The sequence below is a fragment of the Pseudomonas sp. ICBG1301 genome, assembly GCF_016918385.1.
Classification (GTDB): domain Bacteria; phylum Pseudomonadota; class Gammaproteobacteria; order Pseudomonadales; family Pseudomonadaceae; genus Aquipseudomonas; species Aquipseudomonas palleroniana.
The window spans coordinates 289,723-309,521 of sequence record NZ_JAEKGB010000006.1; the positions used below are offsets into that span (position 1 = coordinate 289,723).

General features: G+C 59.5%; 16 protein-coding genes and 1 pseudogene. 9 read left to right on the forward strand and 8 right to left on the reverse strand.

Annotated features, from left to right (window positions below; all coding sequences use genetic code 11):
- Window positions 1-76: 76 nt before the first annotated feature.
- Entirely contained in the window at window positions 77-1,504 is a 1,428-nt protein-coding gene (gene sbcB / locus JBE38_RS16645) for an exodeoxyribonuclease I (protein WP_090368841.1), read from the forward strand.
- A gap of 88 nt (window positions 1,505-1,592) precedes the next feature.
- On the opposite strand, the gene mvaT is transcribed toward sbcB, so the two are convergent.
- A complete protein-coding gene (gene mvaT / locus JBE38_RS16650) occupies window positions 1,593-1,967 on the reverse strand; it encodes a histone-like nucleoid-structuring protein MvaT (protein WP_003175830.1) in 375 nt (124 codons plus the stop codon).
- A gap of 350 nt (window positions 1,968-2,317) precedes the next feature.
- Here mvaT and purU point away from each other — a divergent pair, with 350 nt between their 5' ends.
- Together purU and JBE38_RS16660 are read left to right on the forward strand one after the other, a co-directional pair.
- Complete coding sequence (purU, locus tag JBE38_RS16655) at window positions 2,318-3,166, forward strand: formyltetrahydrofolate deformylase (RefSeq protein WP_005790961.1); 849 nt, start codon at window positions 2,318-2,320, stop codon at window positions 3,164-3,166.
- Between the two features lie 80 nt (window positions 3,167-3,246).
- Entirely contained in the window at window positions 3,247-3,417 is a 171-nt protein-coding gene (locus JBE38_RS16660; RefSeq protein WP_178126881.1) for a hypothetical protein, read from the forward strand.
- A gap of 34 nt (window positions 3,418-3,451) precedes the next feature.
- Here JBE38_RS16660 and JBE38_RS28045 read toward each other — a convergent pair whose 3' ends face one another.
- Window positions 3,452-4,216, reverse strand: a complete 765-nt coding sequence (locus tag JBE38_RS28045) for a methyl-accepting chemotaxis protein (RefSeq protein WP_372241681.1) — start codon at window positions 4,214-4,216, stop codon at window positions 3,452-3,454.
- Between the two features lie 93 nt (window positions 4,217-4,309).
- A pseudogene (locus tag JBE38_RS28050) lies at window positions 4,310-5,341 on the reverse strand (HAMP domain-containing protein); the annotation flags it as partial.
- Window positions 5,342-5,546: 205 nt separating this feature from the next.
- Between JBE38_RS28050 and JBE38_RS16670 the strand changes: the two are divergent.
- Window positions 5,547-7,025, forward strand: coding sequence for a helicase HerA-like domain-containing protein (locus JBE38_RS16670; RefSeq protein WP_060754207.1), 1,479 nt, complete (start codon window positions 5,547-5,549; stop codon window positions 7,023-7,025).
- A gap of 3 nt (window positions 7,026-7,028) precedes the next feature.
- On the opposite strand, the gene JBE38_RS16675 is transcribed toward JBE38_RS16670, so the two are convergent.
- Window positions 7,029-7,484, reverse strand: a complete 456-nt coding sequence (locus tag JBE38_RS16675; protein ID WP_060754206.1) for a DUF721 domain-containing protein — start codon at window positions 7,482-7,484, stop codon at window positions 7,029-7,031.
- Between the two features lie 304 nt (window positions 7,485-7,788).
- On the opposite strand from JBE38_RS16675, the gene secA reads away from it, so the two are divergent.
- The 3 genes from secA to JBE38_RS16690 all read left to right on the forward strand — a co-directional run bounded on the left by secA (window position 7,789) and on the right by JBE38_RS16690 (window position 12,830).
- Entirely contained in the window at window positions 7,789-10,524 is a 2,736-nt protein-coding gene (secA, locus tag JBE38_RS16680) for a preprotein translocase subunit SecA (RefSeq protein ID WP_090368847.1), read from the forward strand.
- Between the two features lie 123 nt (window positions 10,525-10,647).
- Window positions 10,648-11,865, forward strand: coding sequence for a bifunctional glutamate N-acetyltransferase/amino-acid acetyltransferase ArgJ (gene argJ / locus JBE38_RS16685; protein ID WP_060754204.1), 1,218 nt, complete (start codon window positions 10,648-10,650; stop codon window positions 11,863-11,865).
- Between the two features lie 20 nt (window positions 11,866-11,885).
- Window positions 11,886-12,830, forward strand: coding sequence for a Nudix family hydrolase (locus JBE38_RS16690; RefSeq protein WP_060754203.1), 945 nt, complete (start codon window positions 11,886-11,888; stop codon window positions 12,828-12,830).
- A 110-nt stretch (window positions 12,831-12,940) separates the two neighbouring features.
- Here the strand turns inward: JBE38_RS16690 and JBE38_RS16695 are convergent, their stop codons facing one another.
- Genes JBE38_RS16695 through JBE38_RS16705 form a run of 3 tightly spaced genes read right to left on the reverse strand, consistent with a single transcriptional unit; the run spans window position 12,941 to window position 16,519 of the window.
- Window positions 12,941-13,519 (reverse strand): cob(I)yrinic acid a,c-diamide adenosyltransferase, encoded by a 579-nt coding sequence (locus JBE38_RS16695; RefSeq protein ID WP_060754202.1) that lies wholly within the window; start codon window positions 13,517-13,519, stop codon window positions 12,941-12,943.
- Between the two features lie 2 nt (window positions 13,520-13,521).
- Entirely contained in the window at window positions 13,522-15,555 is a 2,034-nt protein-coding gene (locus JBE38_RS16700; RefSeq protein WP_090368849.1) for a sensor histidine kinase, read from the reverse strand.
- A gap of 46 nt (window positions 15,556-15,601) precedes the next feature.
- Entirely contained in the window at window positions 15,602-16,519 is a 918-nt protein-coding gene (locus tag JBE38_RS16705; protein ID WP_205344702.1) for a putative 2-dehydropantoate 2-reductase, read from the reverse strand.
- A 123-nt stretch (window positions 16,520-16,642) separates the two neighbouring features.
- On the opposite strand from JBE38_RS16705, the gene JBE38_RS16710 reads away from it, so the two are divergent.
- Both JBE38_RS16710 and JBE38_RS16715 read left to right on the forward strand, forming a co-directional pair.
- Window positions 16,643-17,128, forward strand: a complete 486-nt coding sequence (locus JBE38_RS16710; protein ID WP_060754199.1) for a YajQ family cyclic di-GMP-binding protein — start codon at window positions 16,643-16,645, stop codon at window positions 17,126-17,128.
- A gap of 135 nt (window positions 17,129-17,263) precedes the next feature.
- On the forward strand, window positions 17,264-18,106 hold the full coding sequence (locus JBE38_RS16715) for a mechanosensitive ion channel family protein (RefSeq protein WP_060754198.1): 843 nt from the start codon (window positions 17,264-17,266) through the stop codon (window positions 18,104-18,106).
- Window positions 18,107-18,293: 187 nt separating this feature from the next.
- Here JBE38_RS16715 and JBE38_RS16720 read toward each other — a convergent pair whose 3' ends face one another.
- The gene (locus JBE38_RS16720; protein WP_205344703.1) at window positions 18,294-19,595 is read right to left on the reverse strand and encodes an OprD family porin; all 1,302 of its coding nucleotides are present in this window, start codon (window positions 19,593-19,595) and stop codon (window positions 18,294-18,296) included.
- Window positions 19,596-19,799: the final 204 nt, after the last annotated feature.

Below are 19,799 nucleotides of genomic sequence, written 5' to 3' on the forward strand. Positions count from 1 at the left end.
GTACAGTGCATGTGGCGCTGGCCCCGGACGCCTCGCTGCGCCTAGACTTTGTCGATCTTCAGTACAGGAATAGCCCGTGACCTCCATTTTCTGGTACGACTATGAAACCACCGGCATCAACCCGCGCAGCGATCGTCCGCTCCAGGTGGCCGGCATTCGTACCGACCTCGAACTCAACGAGATCGGCCCGCCGCTCAATCTTTATTGTCAGCCCAGCGACGATATCCTGCCCCATCCGGCGGCATGCGCGATCACGGGTATTACTCCGGGCGTACTGGCGGAGAAGGGCCTGGCCGAAGCCGATTTCATGACGCGGGTGCATACTGAGCTGGCTGCGCCCGGTACGTGCGGTGCAGGCTATAACACCCTGCGGTTCGACGATGAAATGACGCGCTACAGCTTGTATCGAAATTTTTTCGACCCTTACGCACGCGAGTGGCAGGGGGGGAACAGTCGCTGGGATCTGATTGATGTGGTTCGCACCGCCTACGCCCTGCGTCCCGAGGGGATTGTCTGGCCGGAGCAGGATGGGCGGGTCACCCTCAAGCTTGAGCGGCTGACCCAGGCCAATGGTATCGATCACGGGCAGGCCCATGATGCGCTGTCCGATGTGCGTGCGACCATCGCCTTGGCGCGGTTGGTTCGAGAAAAACAGCCCAAGCTGTACGAATGGCTGTTTCAATTGCGCAGTAAGCAGCGGGTGATGGACCAGGTGCGTCTGTTGCAACCGATGGTGCATATCTCCGGGCGCTTTTCCGCCGAGCGCCACTACGTGGGGGTGGTGCTGCCGCTGGCCTGGCACCCGCGCAATCGCAATGCACTGATCGTCTGTGACCTTGGGCTCGACCCCCAGGCCTTGCTGGACCTGGATGCCGATGTGTTGCGTCAGCGCCTCTATACACGCCGTGATGACTTGAAGGAAGGTGAGCTACCGGTTCCGCTCAAGTTGTTGCATATCAACCGTTGCCCGGTCGTTGCTCCACTGAATGTATTGCGGGCGCAGGATCGTGAGCGGCTTCAGTTGGATATGGACACCTGTCAGGCGCGGGCGCTGCGACTAACTGACGCACAGGAAGTTTGGCGTGACAAGTTGGCCGCCATTTACAGCGAGGAGGATTTTGCACCGAGTGCCGACCCGGAGCAGCAGCTCTACGATGGTTTTATTGGCGACCGCGATCGCCGCTTATGTGAACAAGTCCGTGCGGCAGAGCCTGCACAACTAGCACGCCAGCAGTGGCCTTTCGATGATCATCGTTTGCCGGAATTATTATTTCGCTACCGTGCCCGTAACTTTCCTGAAACCCTGGACAGGGACGAGCAACAACGTTGGAAACTTTTCTGTCAGCAGCGTTTGTCAAATCCGCAATGGGGGGCACCCAATACTCTGCTGGCATTTAAACAGGCGTGCGAGGAGTTGGCTGTTAGTGCTACACCGTTTCAGTGCCAGGTACTGGGCCAATGGCAGGAGTATGCCGATTCGCTGGCAGCGCGTTTGAACTCGTAGTCAGAAATTGCAGAATATTCAGACATAAAAAACGCCAGCAAGCTGGCGTTTTTTATGTATCGCGTATCAGGCGAGAGCCCGGCTCGGCTTAGCCCAGCAGAGTAGCCCAGCCTTCAACCACGTCGCCGCCCCACTTGGCTTTCCACTCTTTCAGCGTCTTGTGGTTGCCGCCTTTGGTTTCAATCACTTCGCCGTTGTGCGGGTTCTTGTATTGCTTGACCTTGCGCGCACGCTTGGTACCGGTGGTTTTCACGGCGCCACGCGGTGCTTTAACTTTCGACTCTGGATCCAGCAGGGCGATGATGTCGCGCAGGGACTTGGAGTATTCGCCCATCAGAGTGCGCAGTTTGCCTTCGAATTCCAGCTCGGTTTTCAGCTTGTCGTCTTGGGACAGGTTTTTCAAACGCGCTTGCAGCTCTTTGATAGCTTCTTCGGTGGCGCGGTATTCGTTGATCAGTGACATGGGGACTACCTTATGTAGAGCGCTGATTGACAGGGACAGTGAGCTAATAATAGTCAGGCAATTTCATCAAGTAAACATTTAAGCAGGCATTTATGTGAATTACTTTGAATGTTTGTGGTAAAGCTGCGCAGTCGAGTTAATTAGTCGGTCGCCGACCTAAAGATAATCCTGTTTGTTTTTTGATAATTCCTTGAGCTGGCCGTTGTACGGTCATATAGACGAGGTAAAACCTTACGCTATTAAGGGGTGTCCTCTCGGTCTGGATTCAGAATAAGGTGCAAGGAATACTGCAGTTTTTCTGCGCAATCGCTAGAATGGCGGCCTTTGCGAAGTTCTGGAGTTTCCCCCTAATGCGCACTTTTCGGCTGGTGATTGCTTGCCCGGACCGGGTTGGCATCGTTGCCAAAGTCAGTAACTTTCTGGCCTCCCATAATGGCTGGATCACCGAAGCGAGCCATCACTCGGACGATCTCAGCGGTTGGTTTTTCATGCGGCACGAAATCCGTGCCGACACGCTGCCCTTTGGTCTTGAGGCCTTCCGCGAGGCGTTTGCGCCGATCGCCGAAGAGTTCTCGATGACCTGGCACATCACCGACACCGAACAGAAAAAGCGTGTCGTGCTGATGGCCAGTCGTGAGTCCCACTGCCTCGCCGACCTGCTGCACCGCTGGCACAGCGATGAGCTCGATTGCGAGATCGCCTGTGTGATCTCCAACCATGACGACCTGCGCAGCATGGTCGAGTGGCATGGCATCCCGTACTACCACGTACCGGTCAATCCGCAGGACAAGGAGCCCGCGTTCGCCGAGGTCTCGCGTCTGGTCAAGCAGCACGAGGCCGACGTGGTGGTGCTGGCGCGCTACATGCAGATCCTGCCGCCGGAACTGTGCCGCGAATACGCCGGCAAGGTGATCAACATTCACCACAGTTTCCTGCCGTCGTTCGTCGGGGCCAAGCCGTATCACCAGGCATCCCTGCGTGGCGTGAAGTTGATTGGCGCAACTTGCCACTACGTTACCGAAGAGCTGGACGCAGGTCCGATCATCGAGCAGGACGTGGTGCGTGTCAGCCACAGTGACAGTATTGAAGACATGGTGCGTTTCGGCCGTGACGTCGAGAAGATGGTGCTGGCGCGTGGCCTGCGTTATCACCTGGAAGATCGCGTACTGGTACACGGCAACAAGACCGTCGTGTTCTGATCCAGCGTTGTGATTGAAGTCAGAAGGGCTTGGGCGTTAAATCGACCCAGGCCCTTTTTACATCTGCGCAGGACTGAGTGATGAGCGACCCGCTGGATAAAGCCACGTCAAAAGCCCCGGCAACATTGGGGGAGGGGTGTTTGAGCCGGTATGACCCGGACGCGCTGGACGCAGAAGACGGCACCGAGTTTCCTGGCGCCGCCGAGTTGTGGGAGCAGGAGCGGCGTAAAGACGAGCCCCCGGCAAAATAGCGGCCCGCCGCTGTATCAGCGACGGGCCTGGGCGTCAGATCCGGAAACTGCCCACCAGTTGCTTCAAGCGCGATGCCTGTTGCTCCAGGTCGGTACAGGCGCGCAGGGTTGATTGCAGGTTTTCCACACCTTCCTGGTTGAGGGTGTTGATTTCGGTGATGTCCATGTTGATCGACTCCACCACGGAGGTCTGCTCTTCGGTGGCGGTAGCGACTGACTGGTTCATACCGTCTATCTCGCCAATGCGCTGGGTCACGCTGCTCAACCGTTCGCCGGCCAGGTTGGCGATCTCCACGCTGTCCTGGCTGTGGCGCTGGCTTTCACTCATGGTGCTGACGGAATCCCGAGCGCCGACCTGAAGCTCCTCAATCATTTTTTGCACTTGCTGCGCCGATTCCTGGGTGCGATGAGCCAGGTTGCGCACTTCGTCGGCAACTACCGCAAATCCTCGGCCGGCCTCTCCGGCCCGCGCCGCTTCGATGGCGGCGTTGAGCGCCAACAAGTTGGTCTGCTGGGAGATGCTGGTGATCACCTCGAGGATCTGGCCGATATTGACCGTCTTGCTGTTAAGCGCTTCGATATTGTTGCCGGAAGCGCTGATCATCTCGGACAGTTGGTTCATCGCCTTGATGTTGCTTTCCACCACTTGCTGGCCGTCTTCGGCCAAACTCCGTGCGTCACTGGCTTGCTGCGAAGCCTGTGCCGCGTTGCGCGCGATTTCCTGGGCGGCGGCGCCCAGTTGGTTGATGGCGGCGGCGACGCTGTTGGTGCGATTAGCCTGTTCGTCCGAGTTGACCATCGACGAGTTGGAGGCACTGACCACCCGCAAGGCCACTTCGTTGACCTGTTCGGTGGCCGAGGACACTTCGCGAATCGAAGTATGGATACGCTCCACGAACCGGTTGAACGCCTCGCCCAGGGTGCCGAATTCGTCATGATTCTGGATGGTCAGGCGTCGGGTCAGGTCGCCCTCGCCATCCGCGATGTCCTGCATGGCCCGTGTCATCAGATTCAACGGTTGCAGCAAGACGCGGATCAGCATGCCCAGAAGGGCGATGATGATCACCACGGCGATGATCGTGGCGATCACCGCCGAAGTGCGGAACTGGCTGAGCATCGCGAAGGATTTGTCTTTATCCACCGAAACACCCAGGTACCAATTCACCGATGGCAAACCCTTGATCGGTGTAAAGGTCACGATATTGGTTTTGCCGTTGGCCTCGACTTCACTGAAGTCGGCGCTGATCTTGGGGGTGTTCTTCGGGTAAACCTCTGCCAGGGTCTTCATGACCAGGTTTTTGTCCGGGTGCACCAGCACTTTGCCGTCGGCACTGACCAGGAACGCGTAGCCCATACCGCCGAAGTTCAGCGCGCTGATGTTATCTACCAGGGTTTGCAGGCTCAGGTCGCCGCCCACCACACCAATACTCTGGCCGCCCTTGGCGCTGGGGGTGGCGATGGAAATGATCAACTGCCCGGTGGCCGCATCGATATAGGGTTCGGTCAGGGTCGAACCATTGCTGCTCTGGGCGCCTTTGTACCAGGGACGGACGCGCGGATCGAAACCGTCCGGCATCTTGGCATCGGGGCGGATGGTAAAGGCCCCTTTACTGTCGCCGACGTAGGTCGCCATAAAGGAAGAGGTCAGCGCTTTCTGTTCCAGCAAGTTGGCGACGGCGGACGGTTCGGGATTGATGGCGATGTTTTGTGCGGCGTTTTCCACCAGCACGATACGCCCGGCAAGCCAGGTTTGAATGTTGCTGGCGGTGACACCGCCCATTTCATGCAGGTAGTTATTCAGGTCGTCGCGTATCGCGTTGCGTTGCAGATAGTCGTTATAGAGGGTAAACAGCGCGAAGGCGGCGATGACGATAAGGGCGGCTGCAAGCAGGATTTTGTGGCTGAAGCGCAGGTTTTTATTCATGGCTTGTAGGGTCCGCTAAGGTCTTAAATATCCAAAGCGCGTCCTTTTGGGAGGCGCAAAATGGCAGCGTCAAAAAAGGTGTGGTACTTCTGGTGATAGCTCTGTGGGTTTTTGTAGGAACCCTCCGACCTATTTTTAGACTTTGTGGGTCTCACATTGGCCTGTATCGGCTTGGCTGCACTAAAGATTAACCATAGGTGACGAAATGCCTGACTCCACACAACTTCTTATCGGTGCCGGCCCTGACGGCCAGCCCATTGCTCAGGCCATGCGCCTGGCCAACCGCCATGGCCTGATTGCCGGTGCCACGGGCACGGGCAAGACCGTCACCCTGCAACGCCTCGCGGAAGCCTTCAGCGATGCGGGCGTGGCGGTATTCGCCGCCGACATCAAGGGGGATCTCTGCGGCCTGGGTGCCGCAGCCTTCCCCCAGGGTAAAGTCGCCGAGCGCATTGCAGGCATGCCTTTCCTCAATTACACCGCGCAGGCTTACCCGGTCACGCTGTGGGATATCCACGGACAATCCGGCCATCCATTGCGTACGACGATCAGCGAAATGGGACCGTTGTTGCTCGGCAGCCTGCTGGAACTCACTGACAGCCAACAGTCGGCGCTCTATGCCACTTTCAAGGTAGCGGACCGTGAGGGCTTGCTGCTGTTGGATCTCAAGGACCTCAAGGCACTGCTCAACCACCTGCGCTATCACCCGGAACTGCTGGGCGACGATGCGGCGTTGATGACCACCGGCTCCAGCCAGGCGCTGTTGCGGCGCCTGGCGGTGCTGGAGCAGCAGGGTGCCGAAGCCTTGTTTGGCGAGCCGGCCCTGCAGCTCGAAGATATTTTGCAGCCCGACGGCGACGGGCGTGGGCGGATCCACCTGCTGGACGCCAGCCGCCTGGTACATGAGGCGCCGAAGGTCTACGCGACCTTCCTGTTGTGGCTTCTGGCTGAGTTGTTCGAGCAGCTGCCTGAGCGTGGCGATGCCGACAAGCCGCTCTTGGCGTTGTTTTTCGACGAAGCGCATTTGTTGTTCGCGGACACGCCCAAGGCCCTGCAGGACCGTTTGGAGCAAGTGGTGCGCCTGATTCGCTCCAAAGGGGTGGGCGTGTACTTTGTCACGCAATCCCCGGGTGACTTGCCTGACACGGTGCTCGCGCAACTGGGGCTGCGCATACAACACGGTTTGCGAGCCTTCACCACCAAGGAACAGAAATCCCTGCGGGCGGTGGCCGAGGGTTTTCGCCCCAACCCGGCGTTCGATACCTTGGCGGTGCTGACCGAACTGGGCACCGGCGAGGCGCTGGTGGGCACCTTGCAGGAAAAAGGCACACCGGAAGTTGTCCAGCGGGTACTGGTCGCGCCACCACAATCGCGGATCGGGCCGCTCACTGAGACCGAACGGGCTGCGTTGATCGCCCGTTCATCTTTGCTCGGGCGCTACGACAAACCGATAGATCGTGAGTCGGCCTATGAAGTGCTGATGGCTCGCAAGGACCTGGGGCCCGAGGAACCAAGCAAGCCGGCGGCCGAAGAGCCGAGCTTTACCGACAAGGCCGGCGCATTTCTGGGCACGACGGCAGGCAAGGCGCTGAAATCAGCGATGCAGCAGGCCGCCAATCAGATGGGCCGCCAGTTGGTGCGTGGGTTGTTGGGGTCGCTGTTGGGCGGCGGCAAGCGCAAATAGCGGTCAGGGTTTGCGCCTGGCGTGGGCGGCCAGCCGCTCCAGCGCCGCGCGCAGGCCCGGATCACTGATCTCATCGGCCGTAGCCTGAATGGTTTCGGCCGCATTTTCCGAGAGGTCCACCGTATGCCCCACTGCGCGTGGCTGCACGGCTGGGGGCTGCACTTTGAACTGGATGCGCGTCAGGCCGGCAAACTCGTCAAAGGCCATCAGTTGTCGTTGCAGGCGTTTTTGTTGATAGCGCAACCGGGTGGCCCAATGGCCATCGGTGACAATCAGCAGCAAATGGCCTTCCCGCCACGACGCTACATGACAATGTTCACGCGCGGCCGGTTGCAACTGGCTTTCGAGCAGGCGTTGCAGCAGGCCCAGGCGTTGTGCATGGCCAAAGATGGCTTTCAACGGCTTGGCTTCGCGAAGCAACGCGCCGGGCGCGCGGGCTGGTTGATGGCGTAACGCCATATATAGACACCTGAAGTAACAGAGTGGTCATCTTAACAGAAAGCGCCCGTAAGCCCCCTGGCCATGCGTCCGCGTAGTTTTCCCGTAAAATCAATCGGTAACTTCTGCCTTCCATGGGTTGAAGTTCCAGTAAAAGCCCTTATTTTAAAAAGGGCCTCTCACAGTGCCATGCCTGCCTCGTGCAATAACGCCACTTTCCTCACCCACGATTCCGGGTAGAATGCGCGTTCGCATGCGGCCGTGAGGGCTGCTCGGGCCACTCACGGTGCGCCCTCCATCCCTATGTGTGGAAGAACCTGCCGATATGTTTGCGCCTTTGTTAAAGAAACTTTTTGGAAGCAAGAATGAGCGCGAAGTCAAACGCATGCTCAAGACGGTGCAACTGGTCAATGCCCTCGAAGAGCAGATGGTTGCCCTTTCGGACGACCAATTGCGCGCCAAGACCCAAGAGTTCAAGGCCCGCATAGCCAAAGGTGAAACCCTCGACAAACTGCTTCCCGAAGCCTTTGCGGTCGCCCGTGAAGCCGGTAAGCGTGTCATGGGCATGCGCCACTTCGACGTTCAGTTGATCGGCGGCATGACCTTGCATGAAGGCATGATTGCCGAAATGCGTACCGGTGAAGGCAAGACCCTGGTGGCAACCCTGGGCGTTTACCTCAACGCACTGTCCGGCAAGGGCGTGCACGTGGTGACGGTGAACGACTACCTGGCTCGCCGGGACGCCAACTGGATGCGCCCGCTCTATGAATTCCTCGGCCTGACCGTCGGCGTGGTAACGCCGTTCCAGCCGCCGGAAGAGAAGCGTGCCGCCTACGCTGCCGACATCACCTACGGTACCAACAACGAATTCGGTTTCGACTATCTGCGCGACAACATGGCGTTCAGCATGGAAGAAAAATTCCAGCGTGAACTCAACTTTGCCGTGATCGACGAAGTCGACTCCATCCTGATCGACGAAGCCCGTACTCCGCTGATCATCTCCGGCCAGGCCGAAGACAGCTCGCGCCTGTACACCGAAATCAACAAACTGATTCCGCGTCTGACCCAGCACATCGAAGAAGTGGAAGGCGTCGTGACCAAAGAAGGTCACTTCACGATCGACGAGAAGACCCGTCAGGTCGAACTCAACGAAGCCGGTCACCAGTTCGTCGAAGAAATGCTGACCCAGATCGGGGAGCTGGCCGAGGGCGAAAGCCTGTACTCGGCACACAACCTGGGCCTGTTGACCCACGTTTACGCCGGCCTGCGTGCCCACAAGCTGTTCCATCGCAATGTTGAATACATCGTGCAGGACGGCCAGGTCGTGCTGGTCGACGAACACACCGGGCGTACCATGCCGGGTCGCCGTCTGTCCGAAGGCCTGCACCAGGCCATCGAAGCCAAGGAAAACCTCAACATCCAGGCTGAAAGCCAGACGTTGGCGTCGACGACCTTCCAGAACTACTTCCGTCTGTACAACAAGCTGTCCGGCATGACCGGTACGGCCGACACCGAAGCGTTCGAATTCCACCAGATCTACAACCTGGCCGTGATGGTGATTCCGCCAAACAAGCCGCTGGCGCGTAAGGATTTCAACGACCTGGTATTCCTGACTGCCGAAGAGAAATACGCGGCAATCATCAACGATATCAAGGACGGCATGGCCAAAGGCCGCCCGATCCTGGTGGGTACCGCTACCATCGAGACTTCCGAGCACGTGTCCAACCTGCTCAACAAGGAAGGTATCGAGCACAAGGTCCTCAACGCCAAGTTCCACGAAAAAGAAGCCGAGATCATCGCCCAGGCCGGTCGCCCAGGCGCGCTGACCATTGCCACCAACATGGCCGGTCGTGGTACCGACATCCTGTTGGGCGGTAACTGGGAAGTGGAAGTCGCGGCACTGGAAAACCCGAGCCCCGAGCAGATCGCCCAGATCAAGGCCGACTGGCAGAAACGCCACCAGGCCGTGCTGGAGTCCGGTGGCTTGCAGGTGATTGCGTCCGAGCGTCATGAATCGCGTCGTATCGACAACCAGCTGCGTGGCCGTGCCGGTCGCCAGGGTGACGCCGGTTCCAGCCGTTTCTACCTGTCCCTGGAAGATAGCCTGATGCGTATCTTCGCCTCGGACCGGGTGAAGAACTTCATGAAAGCCCTGGGGATGCAGTCCGGCGAGGCGATCGAGCACCGCATGGTGACCAACGCCATCGAGAAGGCGCAGCGCAAGGTCGAAGGCCGCAACTTCGACATTCGTAAGCAACTGCTCGAGTTCGACGATGTCAACAACGAACAGCGTAAAGTGATCTATCACATGCGTAACACGTTGCTGGCCGCCGACAACATTGGCGAGACCATCGCCGATTTCCGTCAGGACGTGCTCAACGCCACCGTCAGCGCCCATATCCCGCCACAGTCCCTGCCTGAGCAGTGGGATGTCGCCGGCCTGGAAGCGGCCTTGAAGAGCGACTTCGGTGTTGACCTGCCGGTTCAGCAGTGGCTGGACGAAGACGATCACCTGTACGAAGAGACGCTGCGCGAGAAGCTGATGACCGAGCTGCTGGCCGCGTACAACGAAAAAGAAGAGCAGGCGAGTGCCGAAGCACTGCGCACCTTCGAAAAACAAATCGTACTGCGCGTGCTGGACGACCTGTGGAAAGACCACCTGTCGACCATGGATCACCTGCGTCACGGCATCCACTTGCGTGGCTACGCCCAGAAGAACCCGAAGCAGGAGTACAAGCGCGAGTCGTTCACGCTGTTCTCCGAACTGCTGGACTCGATCAAGCGCGATTCGATTCGCGTGCTGTCCCATGTTCAGGTGCGTCGCGAAGATCCGGCCGAGGAAGAAGCTCGCCTGCGTCAGGAAGCCGAAGCGCTGGCCGCCCGCATGCAGTTCCAGCATGACGAGGCACCGGGCCTGGAAGCGCCTGAAGTCTTGGGCGAAGAGGTGGATGTGGCGCTGGCTCAAACGCCGGTTCGCAACGATCAGAAGCTGGGCCGCAACGAACTGTGCTACTGCGGTTCGGGCAAGAAATTCAAACACTGCCACGGCCAGATCGAATAAGATTTTCGCCCGACGCTGCAATACTCCGCGCCGCGACCGGCTTTTGCCGTCGCGGCGTTTTGCCATTAATTTCACCGTCGCTTACGACGGCACAGACACCCCCTATTTTTGAGGAGCGCATTCATGGCTGTTGGTCTTGGTCCTTTGCCCACATTGCACCCGGTTGCCGGTTTCGAACTCGGTATCGCTTCGGCCGGCATCAAGCGTCCGGGGCGCAAGGATGTGGTGGTGATGCGCTGTGCCGAAGGCTCGACCGTGGCGGGCGTGTTCACCCTCAACGCGTTCTGCGCGGCACCGGTGATCCTGGCCAAGCAGCGCGTTGCCGGTTCGATTCGTTACCTGCTGACCAACACCGGCAATGCCAACGCCGGTACCGGCGAGCCTGGCCTGGTTGCCGCTGCGCGCACGTGCGCCAAGCTGGCCCAATTGGCAGGCGTAGACGCCAGCCAAGTGCTGCCGTACTCCACCGGCGTGATCGGTGAGCCACTGCCGGTGGAAAAAATCGAAGGCGCCTTGCAAGCCGCCCTGGACGACCTGTCTGTGGATAACTGGGCTGCCGCCGCCACCGGCATCATGACCACTGACACTCTGCCCAAGGGCGCGAGCCGTCAGTTCGTGCACGAAGGCGTGACTGTCACGGTGACCGGTATCAGCAAGGGCGCCGGCATGATCCGTCCGAACATGGCGACCATGCTCGGCTACATCGCCACCGATGCCAAGGTTTCCCGCGAGGTGCTGCACAAGCTGATGCTGGACGGCGCCAACAAGTCGTTCAACCGCATCACCATCGACGGTGACACCTCCACCAACGATTGCTGCATGTTGATCGCAACCGGCAAGGCCAACCTGCCGGAAATCACCACCACCGAAGGCCCTTTGTTCGACGCGCTGAAAAAGGCGGTGTTTGAAGTGTGCATGGACGTGGCCCAGGCCATCGTGCGCGACGGCGAGGGCGCTACCAAGTTCGTCACCGTTGAAGTCAACGGCGGCGGCAACCACCAGGAATGCCTGGATGTGGGCTATACCGTGGCCCACTCGCCACTGATCAAAACCGCACTGTTCGCCTCTGACCCGAACTGGGGGCGCATCCTGGCGGCCGTTGGCCGTGCCGGTGTGCCGGACCTGGACGTGAGCAAGATCGACGTGTTCCTGGGCGATGTGTGCATTGCCAGCCGCGGTGCCCGTGCTGAAACTTACACCGAAGCCCAGGGCTCGGCGGTGATGCAGCAGGAAGAAATCACCATCCGTATCGAGTTGGGTCGCGGCGAGTGCAGCGAAACCATCTGGACCACCGACCTGTCCCACGAGTACGTGAAGATCAACGCGGAATACCGTACCTGATAGCCAAGAGGATAAACGCGGTGAAACGAGTGCATGTAGCAGCAGCGGTGATCCGCGGTGCCGACGGCAGGATTCTGCTGGCGCGCCGTGCCGATACCCAGCATCAGGGCGGCCTCTGGGAGTTTCCTGGGGGCAAGGTGGAGGCCGATGAGTCGGTGGCAACCGCCTTGTCGCGCGAGCTGCACGAAGAGCTGGGCATCCGGGTCACCACGGCCCGGCCGCTGATCAAGGTGCAACACGACTACCCGGACAAGCAGGTGTTACTGGATGTCTGGGAGGTCTCGGCGTTTACCGGCGAGCCTCATGGTGCCGAAGGGCAACCGCTGGAATGGGTAGCGCCTCGGGACTTGATCAACTATGAGTTCCCGGCGGCCAATGCACCGATCGTTGCCGCTGCGCGCTTGCCTGCCGAGTACCTGATCACCCCGGGTGAGCTGGAAACTCCCACGCTGCTGCGCGGCCTTCAGAAAGCCATTGCCGGTGGTATCAAGCTGGTTCAACTGCGTGCGCCCAACGGTTACGACCCCAAGTATCGTGACCTGGCGGTGGATGCGGTTGGCCTGTGTGCCGGCAAGGCCCAGTTGATGCTCAAGGGGCCGTTCGAGTGGCTGGGGGACTTTCCTTCGGCCGGTTGGCACATGACTTCGGCGCAACTGCGTAAATACGCGAGTAAGGGGCGACCGTTGCCGAAGGACCGCTGGCTGGCGGCCTCGTGCCACAACGCCGAAGAACTGGCTCTGGCGCAAATGATGGATGTGGATTTCGTCACGCTGTCGCCGGTGCAGCCGACCCTGACCCATCCAGATGCACAGCCGTTGGGCTGGGAGCAGGCGGCGCAGTTGATCAGTGGGTTCAGCAAGCCGGTGTTTCTGTTGGGTGGGCTTGGGCCCGCCGAGCGAGAGCAGGCCTGGGAAGCCGGGGCTCAGGGTGTGGCAGGGATCCGGGCGTTCTGGCCGGAAGTCTGATCAGCCATTGATGGCCTCATCGGGAGCAAGCTCCCTCCCACAAGGGCAACTTGTTCAACTGTGGGAGGGGGCTTGCTCCCGATAGGGCCCGATCAGTCACTACACAACCCTCAGTGTGGTTTAGCCGCCGCCTGCCACAAAACCTCCGCAACACCCTGGCGCCTGGCAATCACTCGCGCCGCCACAAACAACAGATCCGATAACCGATTGATATACGCAAGCCCCACGCCCTCCAGCGGCTCAAGCGCATTCAACTGCTGACAGCGCCGTTCTGCACTGCGCGCCAGGCTGCGGCATACATGAGCTTGCGCGATCAGCGCCGAACCACCCGGCAGGATGAAGTTCTCCAGCGGCCCGACTTCTTCATTCCAGCGGTCAATCGCCGCTTCCAGCCGATCCACTTCCGCTGCATTCAAGGCTTTGTACACCGGCATTGCCAGTTCACCGCCCAGGTCGAACAACCGATGCTGACAAGGCGTCAGCACCTCGATCACATCCTTGAGTTCAGGGTGCTTGCCGCTCTGTTCCTCAAGATTGGCCAGCAGCAGGCCCAATTGACTGTTCAAAGTGTCGACCTCGCCAATAGCCTCCACCCGCGGATGGTCCTTGGGCACGCGACGGCCGTCGCCGAGGCCGGTCTCGCCTTGGTCGCCGGTACGGGTGTAGATCTTCGACAAGCGAAAGCCCATGGTCATTGCTCCGGTTGGGTGAGTTCGTAAGGTAATTGGCTGCCAGCCAAGGGCAGGCGCAGCGTGAAGCAGGTACCTTGGCCGAGGGTCGACTGTACTTCCATCTGGCCCTTGTGGTTGTTGGTGATGATGAAGTACGAGACCGACAGCCCGAGCCCGGTGCCCTGGCCGATTTCCTTGGTGGTGAAGAACGGTTCGAAGGTGCGCTTGCGCACGCTTTCGCTCATGCCGATGCCATTGTCTTCCACCTGGATTTCGGCCCACGGCGGGTTGAGGCGGGTGCGCAAGATAATGCGCCCCGGCTCGCTGTCGTCTTCACGCAGGTGAATGGCCTGGGCGGCGTTTTTCAGCAAGTTGAGCAACACCTGTTCCAGCTCGTTGGCGGTGCCCGGTACCGGGCCTAACAGTGGATCGAATTGGCGGATGATCGCCTGGCCCTTGAAGTCGAAGCCGATGGTCAGGTCAAAGTCGTTACCGGCGATTTCCACTGCCTGGTCGATCAGCGCCGGCAGATCGCAGGGCGCCATTTGCCGATTGCTACGGCGGCTGAAACTGAGCATGTGGGTGACGATCTTCGCAGCCCGAGCGCCGGCTTGTTGGATGCCGTCGAGCAACTGCGGCACTTCGCGGCTTTGCAGGTAGCGGTTGACGGTGTCCAGCTCGATGCCTGCCTGTTCGGCGTGTTCCAGGTTCTTGGGCAGGTCGGGAGACAGGCGGCGGCGAATGTTCTGGACATTGTGCAGGATGGCTCCCAGCGGGTTGTTGATCTCATGGGCCATGCCTGCGGCAAGCCCGCCGACGGAGAGCATTTTTTCCGACTGGACCATCATTTCCTCCAGCGACAGGCGCTGGGTGATGTCGTCGATCCGGATTACCACGCCGCGCCCGGCACCGCCCATCAACGGGTAAAACGTCAGGGCGTAATGCTTGGGCTCGTCATCCTTGACCCAGGTGACGCGCTCGATGCGTTCCACGCTGTGCTGCTCGACCGCGGCCTTGAGTTGCCTCAGGTAGGGTTTGAGCGGCTGGAAGGCGAGAAAGATCGGTTGATTCAGCGCTTCATCCAGGCGTGTCCCGGAAAGGGCGCTGGCTTCCTGGTTCCACTGGGTGACGTAGAGCTGTTCGTCCAAGGCGATCAGCGCCGACGGCATCGAGTCGATGATGCTGTTCAGGTAGTTCTGGAAGCCGGTGAGTTTTTTCTCGATCTTGCTGCGAACCTGTACTTCCAGCTCGAGTTTGCGGTTGGTATGACGGGTTTCCTCGGCCAGGCCCTGGGCTTGGTCGTAAGCGGCTTGGGAGTCATCACGGGCGCGTTTGAGCTGCTGCTCGCGGGCTTCGATGCGCGACAGCATCGTGTTGAAGGCTTCCGCCAGGCTGCCGATCTCGTCATGGTTGCCGCGCCCGGCGCGCAAGGAATAGTTCTCTTCGCGAGTCACCTGACGCGACAGCTCTTCCAGTTCGTGGATGGGGCGAGTGATCAGGCGCTTGATCTGTCGGGCAATGACCAGCCACAGCAGCACGCTGAAAATCAGGATGCCCAGGCTGGCCGTCAGCGTGCCGGTATAAAAGGCCATCGGCAGTTCGCTGCTGGCCACCAGCAGCAGATGCCCGGGAGGCTGGCCGGGACGGGGCAGGGTGATGACCTGGTTGCTGCGAAACTCAGTGAGGCGCCAAGCCTCGATATGCCGGTAATTATCCGGCAGGTGCAGGCGATTGGCGTGCTGCATCTGCGCCAGGCGAGTGCCTTCGCCGTCATACAGTGCGGCGGCGCGCAGCGGTGAATAGCTGGTCAGTTCATTGAGCAGGGCTTCGGCCTTGGTGGACGATTCGAGGGCTTCAGCGGCCAGTGACGGGTTGGACACCAACCGCCCGATAGCCTGTAGCGCCTGGGGCGCCATGCTTTCCTGGGAGATCCAGTAAGCCGCGCTGATGAACGTCAGGTTGGCCACCAACAATACGGTGGTCAACAACACCAGCAAGGCGGCCAGCAGTTTCTGCCCTACCGGTAGATTTTCAAGACGCTGGCGCAATGGCATCAGGGTTTTCCCAGGTGATAGACAGGTAGGCAGGGTAGCGCGTGCCTCAGTCGCTGGCCAATCCGTGTGCACGCAAGTGCTCGACCAGGCGCGCCTGTACCTGTTGCAGGTGCGGCAGGGCCAATTGATGGCGGGCAGCGGCTTCGCAGGCGTAGCCCAGCAGGTAGCTGATTTCGGTACGGCGGCGGTTGGCCACATCCTGATACATGGACGAGTAGTTGGCGGCGGTGGCCTGGATCACCCGTTCCACTTCACTGTGCAAATGCTCGGCAGCGGCAGGCTGGCCGCTGCATTCGAGTAACTCGGTCAGCTCGGCGCACAGGGTCGCCACTTCACATTGATGGCTTTGCAGGCCACCGTTGCGGCACTGGTACAGCACGGTCAAAGGGTTGATCGCACAGTTGAGGGCCAGCTTGCGCCAGAGGCGTGTGAGAATCGCGGTGCTCCACTCGTGGGGGATGCCCGCGGCGTGCAGGTCATCCAGCCATAGCGGTGGCGTGGGGTGGGCGGCATCGCCCAGCCACGTGTAGCCATGGCCGGCAAATACCACGCGCCAGTCGCCGTCGCGGAATGCGCCTTCGGTGCTGGAGGCAAAGATGCAGCGGGCCTGGGGCAGTTGGGCGGCGACGGCGTCCTGGCTGCCGAGGCCGTTTTGCAGCAGGACCAGTTCGGCGTCCGGTACCAATCGATGTTGCAACTGGGCTACTGCGCTTTGCGCGTCGTAGGCTTTGCACGCCACCAGCAGGCGATGAATCGGTTCCGGGCTGTCAGGCGTTTCGCCGATTACCGGATAGGTGTGCGCTATGCCTTGTTCGACCAGCGTCAACCCCGGGCCCGCCCGATAGCTGGCCAGGCGTGCATCATCACGCAGGATCAGCCGTACGGGCAGGCCAGCGCGTGCCAGGCGCGCAGCCCAGAGGGTGCCCAGGCTGCCGGCGCCGAGAATGTGCCAGGTGGTCGACATCAGTTTTTACTCCGTAGGGCTGCTCGCAGTGAACGCGGCGAAAGAACCGCTATAATGCCCCGGCATTTTAGCTCGGGCGCGCTCCATCTCTACTGAGCCCGCCCCTTATATTGGAGAAATGACATGCCTTCGTTCGACGTGGTATCCGAACTGGACAAACACGAAGTCACCAACGCCGTCGAGAACGCCGTCAAGGAGCTGGACCGTCGCTATGACTTGAAAGGCAAGGGCAGCTTCGAATTCAAGGAAAAGGAACTGACCGTCAACCTGACCGCTGAAGCCGATTTCCAGCTGGAAGCGATGATCGAGATCCTCAAGCTGTCCTTGGTTAAACGCAAGATCGACGCGCAATGCCTTGAAATCAAGGATGCCTACGCTTCGGGCAAGCTGATGAAGCAGGAAGCCGTGCTCAAGGAAGGCATCGACAAAGAGCTGGCCAAGAAAATCGTCGCCCACATCAAGGATGCCAAGCTCAAAGTGCAGGCTGCCATCCAGGGTGAGCAGGTGCGGGTCACGGGCAAGAAACGTGATGACCTGCAAGAAGCGATCGCAGCGCTGCGCGCCAAGTCCTTCGACATGCCGCTGCAGTTCAATAACTTCCGCGACTGATGGCTTTGCGGGGAACCCGTCGGCGTTTTTGACGTCCCACGCCCCGGAACCTGCGCCTGCCATTGAGCCCCAAGGGGCTCATTTGCGTTTTCAGGCAGTTGATAAAGCCGCACACCGCCCAACAGGAGAAGCTACATGGATTTAAACGCAGAAGTGGATCAGTTGATCAAGACCTCGCAGTCGTGGGTCCCGATGATCATGGAATACGGCAGCCGGTTTTTACTGGCGGTGGTCACCCTGGCCATCGGCTGGTGGCTGATCAACGTCTTGACCCATCGGGTCGGGCGTTTGCTGGCGCTGCGCAATGCGGACCTGGCGCTGCAGCATTTCATCACCAGCCTTGCGAACATCGCGCTCAAGGTCATGCTGGTGGTCAACGTGGCCTCGATGATCGGCGTGGCAACCACCTCGTTCGTGGCGGCGATTGGTGCCGCGACCCTGGCCATTGGCTTGGCATTGCAAGGCAGCCTGGCGAACTTTGCCGGTGGCGTGCTGATTCTGTTGTTCCGCCCGTTCCGCATTGGTGACTGGATCGAAGCCCAGGGCACCTCGGGTACCGTCGACAGTATCCAGATCTTCCACACCGTGTTGCGCACCGGCGACAACAAGACGGTGATCATCCCGAATGGCAGCCTGTCCAACGGCATCATCACCAACACCAACCGTCAGCCAACCCGCAAGGTGGTGTTTGATGTGGGTGTGGACTATGACGCTGATCTGCAGAAAGCCCGTGAAGTGCTGCTGGAACTGGCCAAGGACCCTCGCGTATTGGCCGACCCAGCGGCTGTAGCCGTGGTGTCGACCTTGGGCGACAGTTCTATCACCGTTTCGCTGCGCTGCTGGACCAAGACGGCGGATTATTGGGATGTGATGTTCATGCTCAATGAACTGGCGCGTGATCGTTTGAAAGCGGCAGGTATTGATATTCCGTTTCCGCAGCGGGTTATTCGTGTAATGCAGGAAAGTGCTACGAAGTAACTAAGTGTGATGCTGCAAAACTTGGCTGAACGGTCAGGTCAGGTGTGCGGTTTTTTATCTGGTTAGTTAGCTTGCTATTTTTCCAGTGAAATATAACTGCAATAAAAAAGCCGCTCCCTTGTGAACAGGGGAGCGGCTTTTTAGTTAAGGCGGATGCCTTAGGTCATCATTGTAATCAAGCGGCTAATTACAAGATGTTCAGCGGGTATTGCGCGATCAGACGCAGTTCGTCGATGGACGCCGAACCGTAGTACACGCCGTCAGACGAACGATAGGTCGCTTGACGTACGCGCAGGCTCAGGTCTTTGGCCGGGCCGCTCTGGATCACGTATTTGGCTTCGATGTCGCGTTCCCACTCTTTACCGTTCGACGTGGTGCCGGTGTTGGCGCCGCTACCGCTGACGTAACGAGTCATGAAGCTCAGGCCTGGCACGCCGAAGGTGGCCATGTTCAGGTCATAGCGAGCTTGCCAGGATTTCTCGTCTTCAGCGTTGAAGTCGGAGCGGGCGACGGAGTTGGCCAGGAAAATCGTGCCGCCACCGTCTACGCCATAGCCGTAGTCACCGTCACCGCTGACCTTCTGGTAGGCCAAGGTGAATGTGTGAGCCTGGTAGGTGTACGCGCCTTGCAAGCTGTAGGCACGGTTATCCAGCTTGGTGGTGCCGTCTTTTTCTGCGCGTTGCAGGCCGGCACCGTCGCTTTTGGTGCTGTAGATGTTGAAGTCAACGGCTACCGACTGATCTTTGTCGAGCGCGTGAGTCCAGTTCACGTTGGCGTAGAGCTTCTTCCAGTAGTCTTCTACTTTCGAGTAGTAGAGGCTGGTGGTGAACTCAGGCGTCCAGGAGTACACGCCGCCGACGAAGTTGGCATCGCGCAGGCCGGTACCGGTGCCTGGCTCGGAGCTGGCGATACTGTCCTTGTAGGTGTGGTCCTGGGCAACGATCGAGGTGAAGTGACCGGCTTCCAGTTTCAGGCCCTTGATCTCGTTGCTGGTGATCGAGATACCTTGCGGCAGCTCTGGCAGCAGGCGGCTGTCGTCGGATGCGAATACCGGAGCGGTGGTGTATTGGTCGCCCACTTTCAGGACCGTATCGGAAATACGGAACTTGATGGCGGCGCCACCCTTGGAATAGTCGTCCTGCGCACGGCCGTCGGAGCCGTTAGGGAACAGGCCGGTACCGGCGCGGCCCTTGCCGCTGTCGAGTTTGAGGCCCAGCAAGCCGATGGCATCGACACCGACCCCGATGGTGCCTTGGGTGTAGCCCGAGCTGAACAGACCGTGGAAGCCAAGACCCGTTTCTTCGCGGCGGCTCTGGGTGCCTGGCGCGTTGTTACGGAAGTCACGGCTGAAGTACAGAGTACGAGTCAGAATGCTGGCTGTACTGTCCTCGATAAAGCCCTTGGAGTCGTCCTGGGCGGACGCCATTGCGAACTGCGAGGTGCCTGCTGAAACAGCCAGGGCGATCATGCTCCACTTCATCACGCGCATCGTGATTTGCTCCTTTGGTTTTAGGAAGAGTACTGCCGTCCCACCTGTATTTTTATCTGGGCGGCTCTTTCTTTTTTGTGTCGGCGCAAAGTTATATCACGCAGACGTTATTGACGATACTTACCCATCTATCCTTTCAGCTTCTTTACGAGGCTGTCGTAAATCGCTAGCTCCATGTCGCAAATTCACAGCCCGAGTGTAACT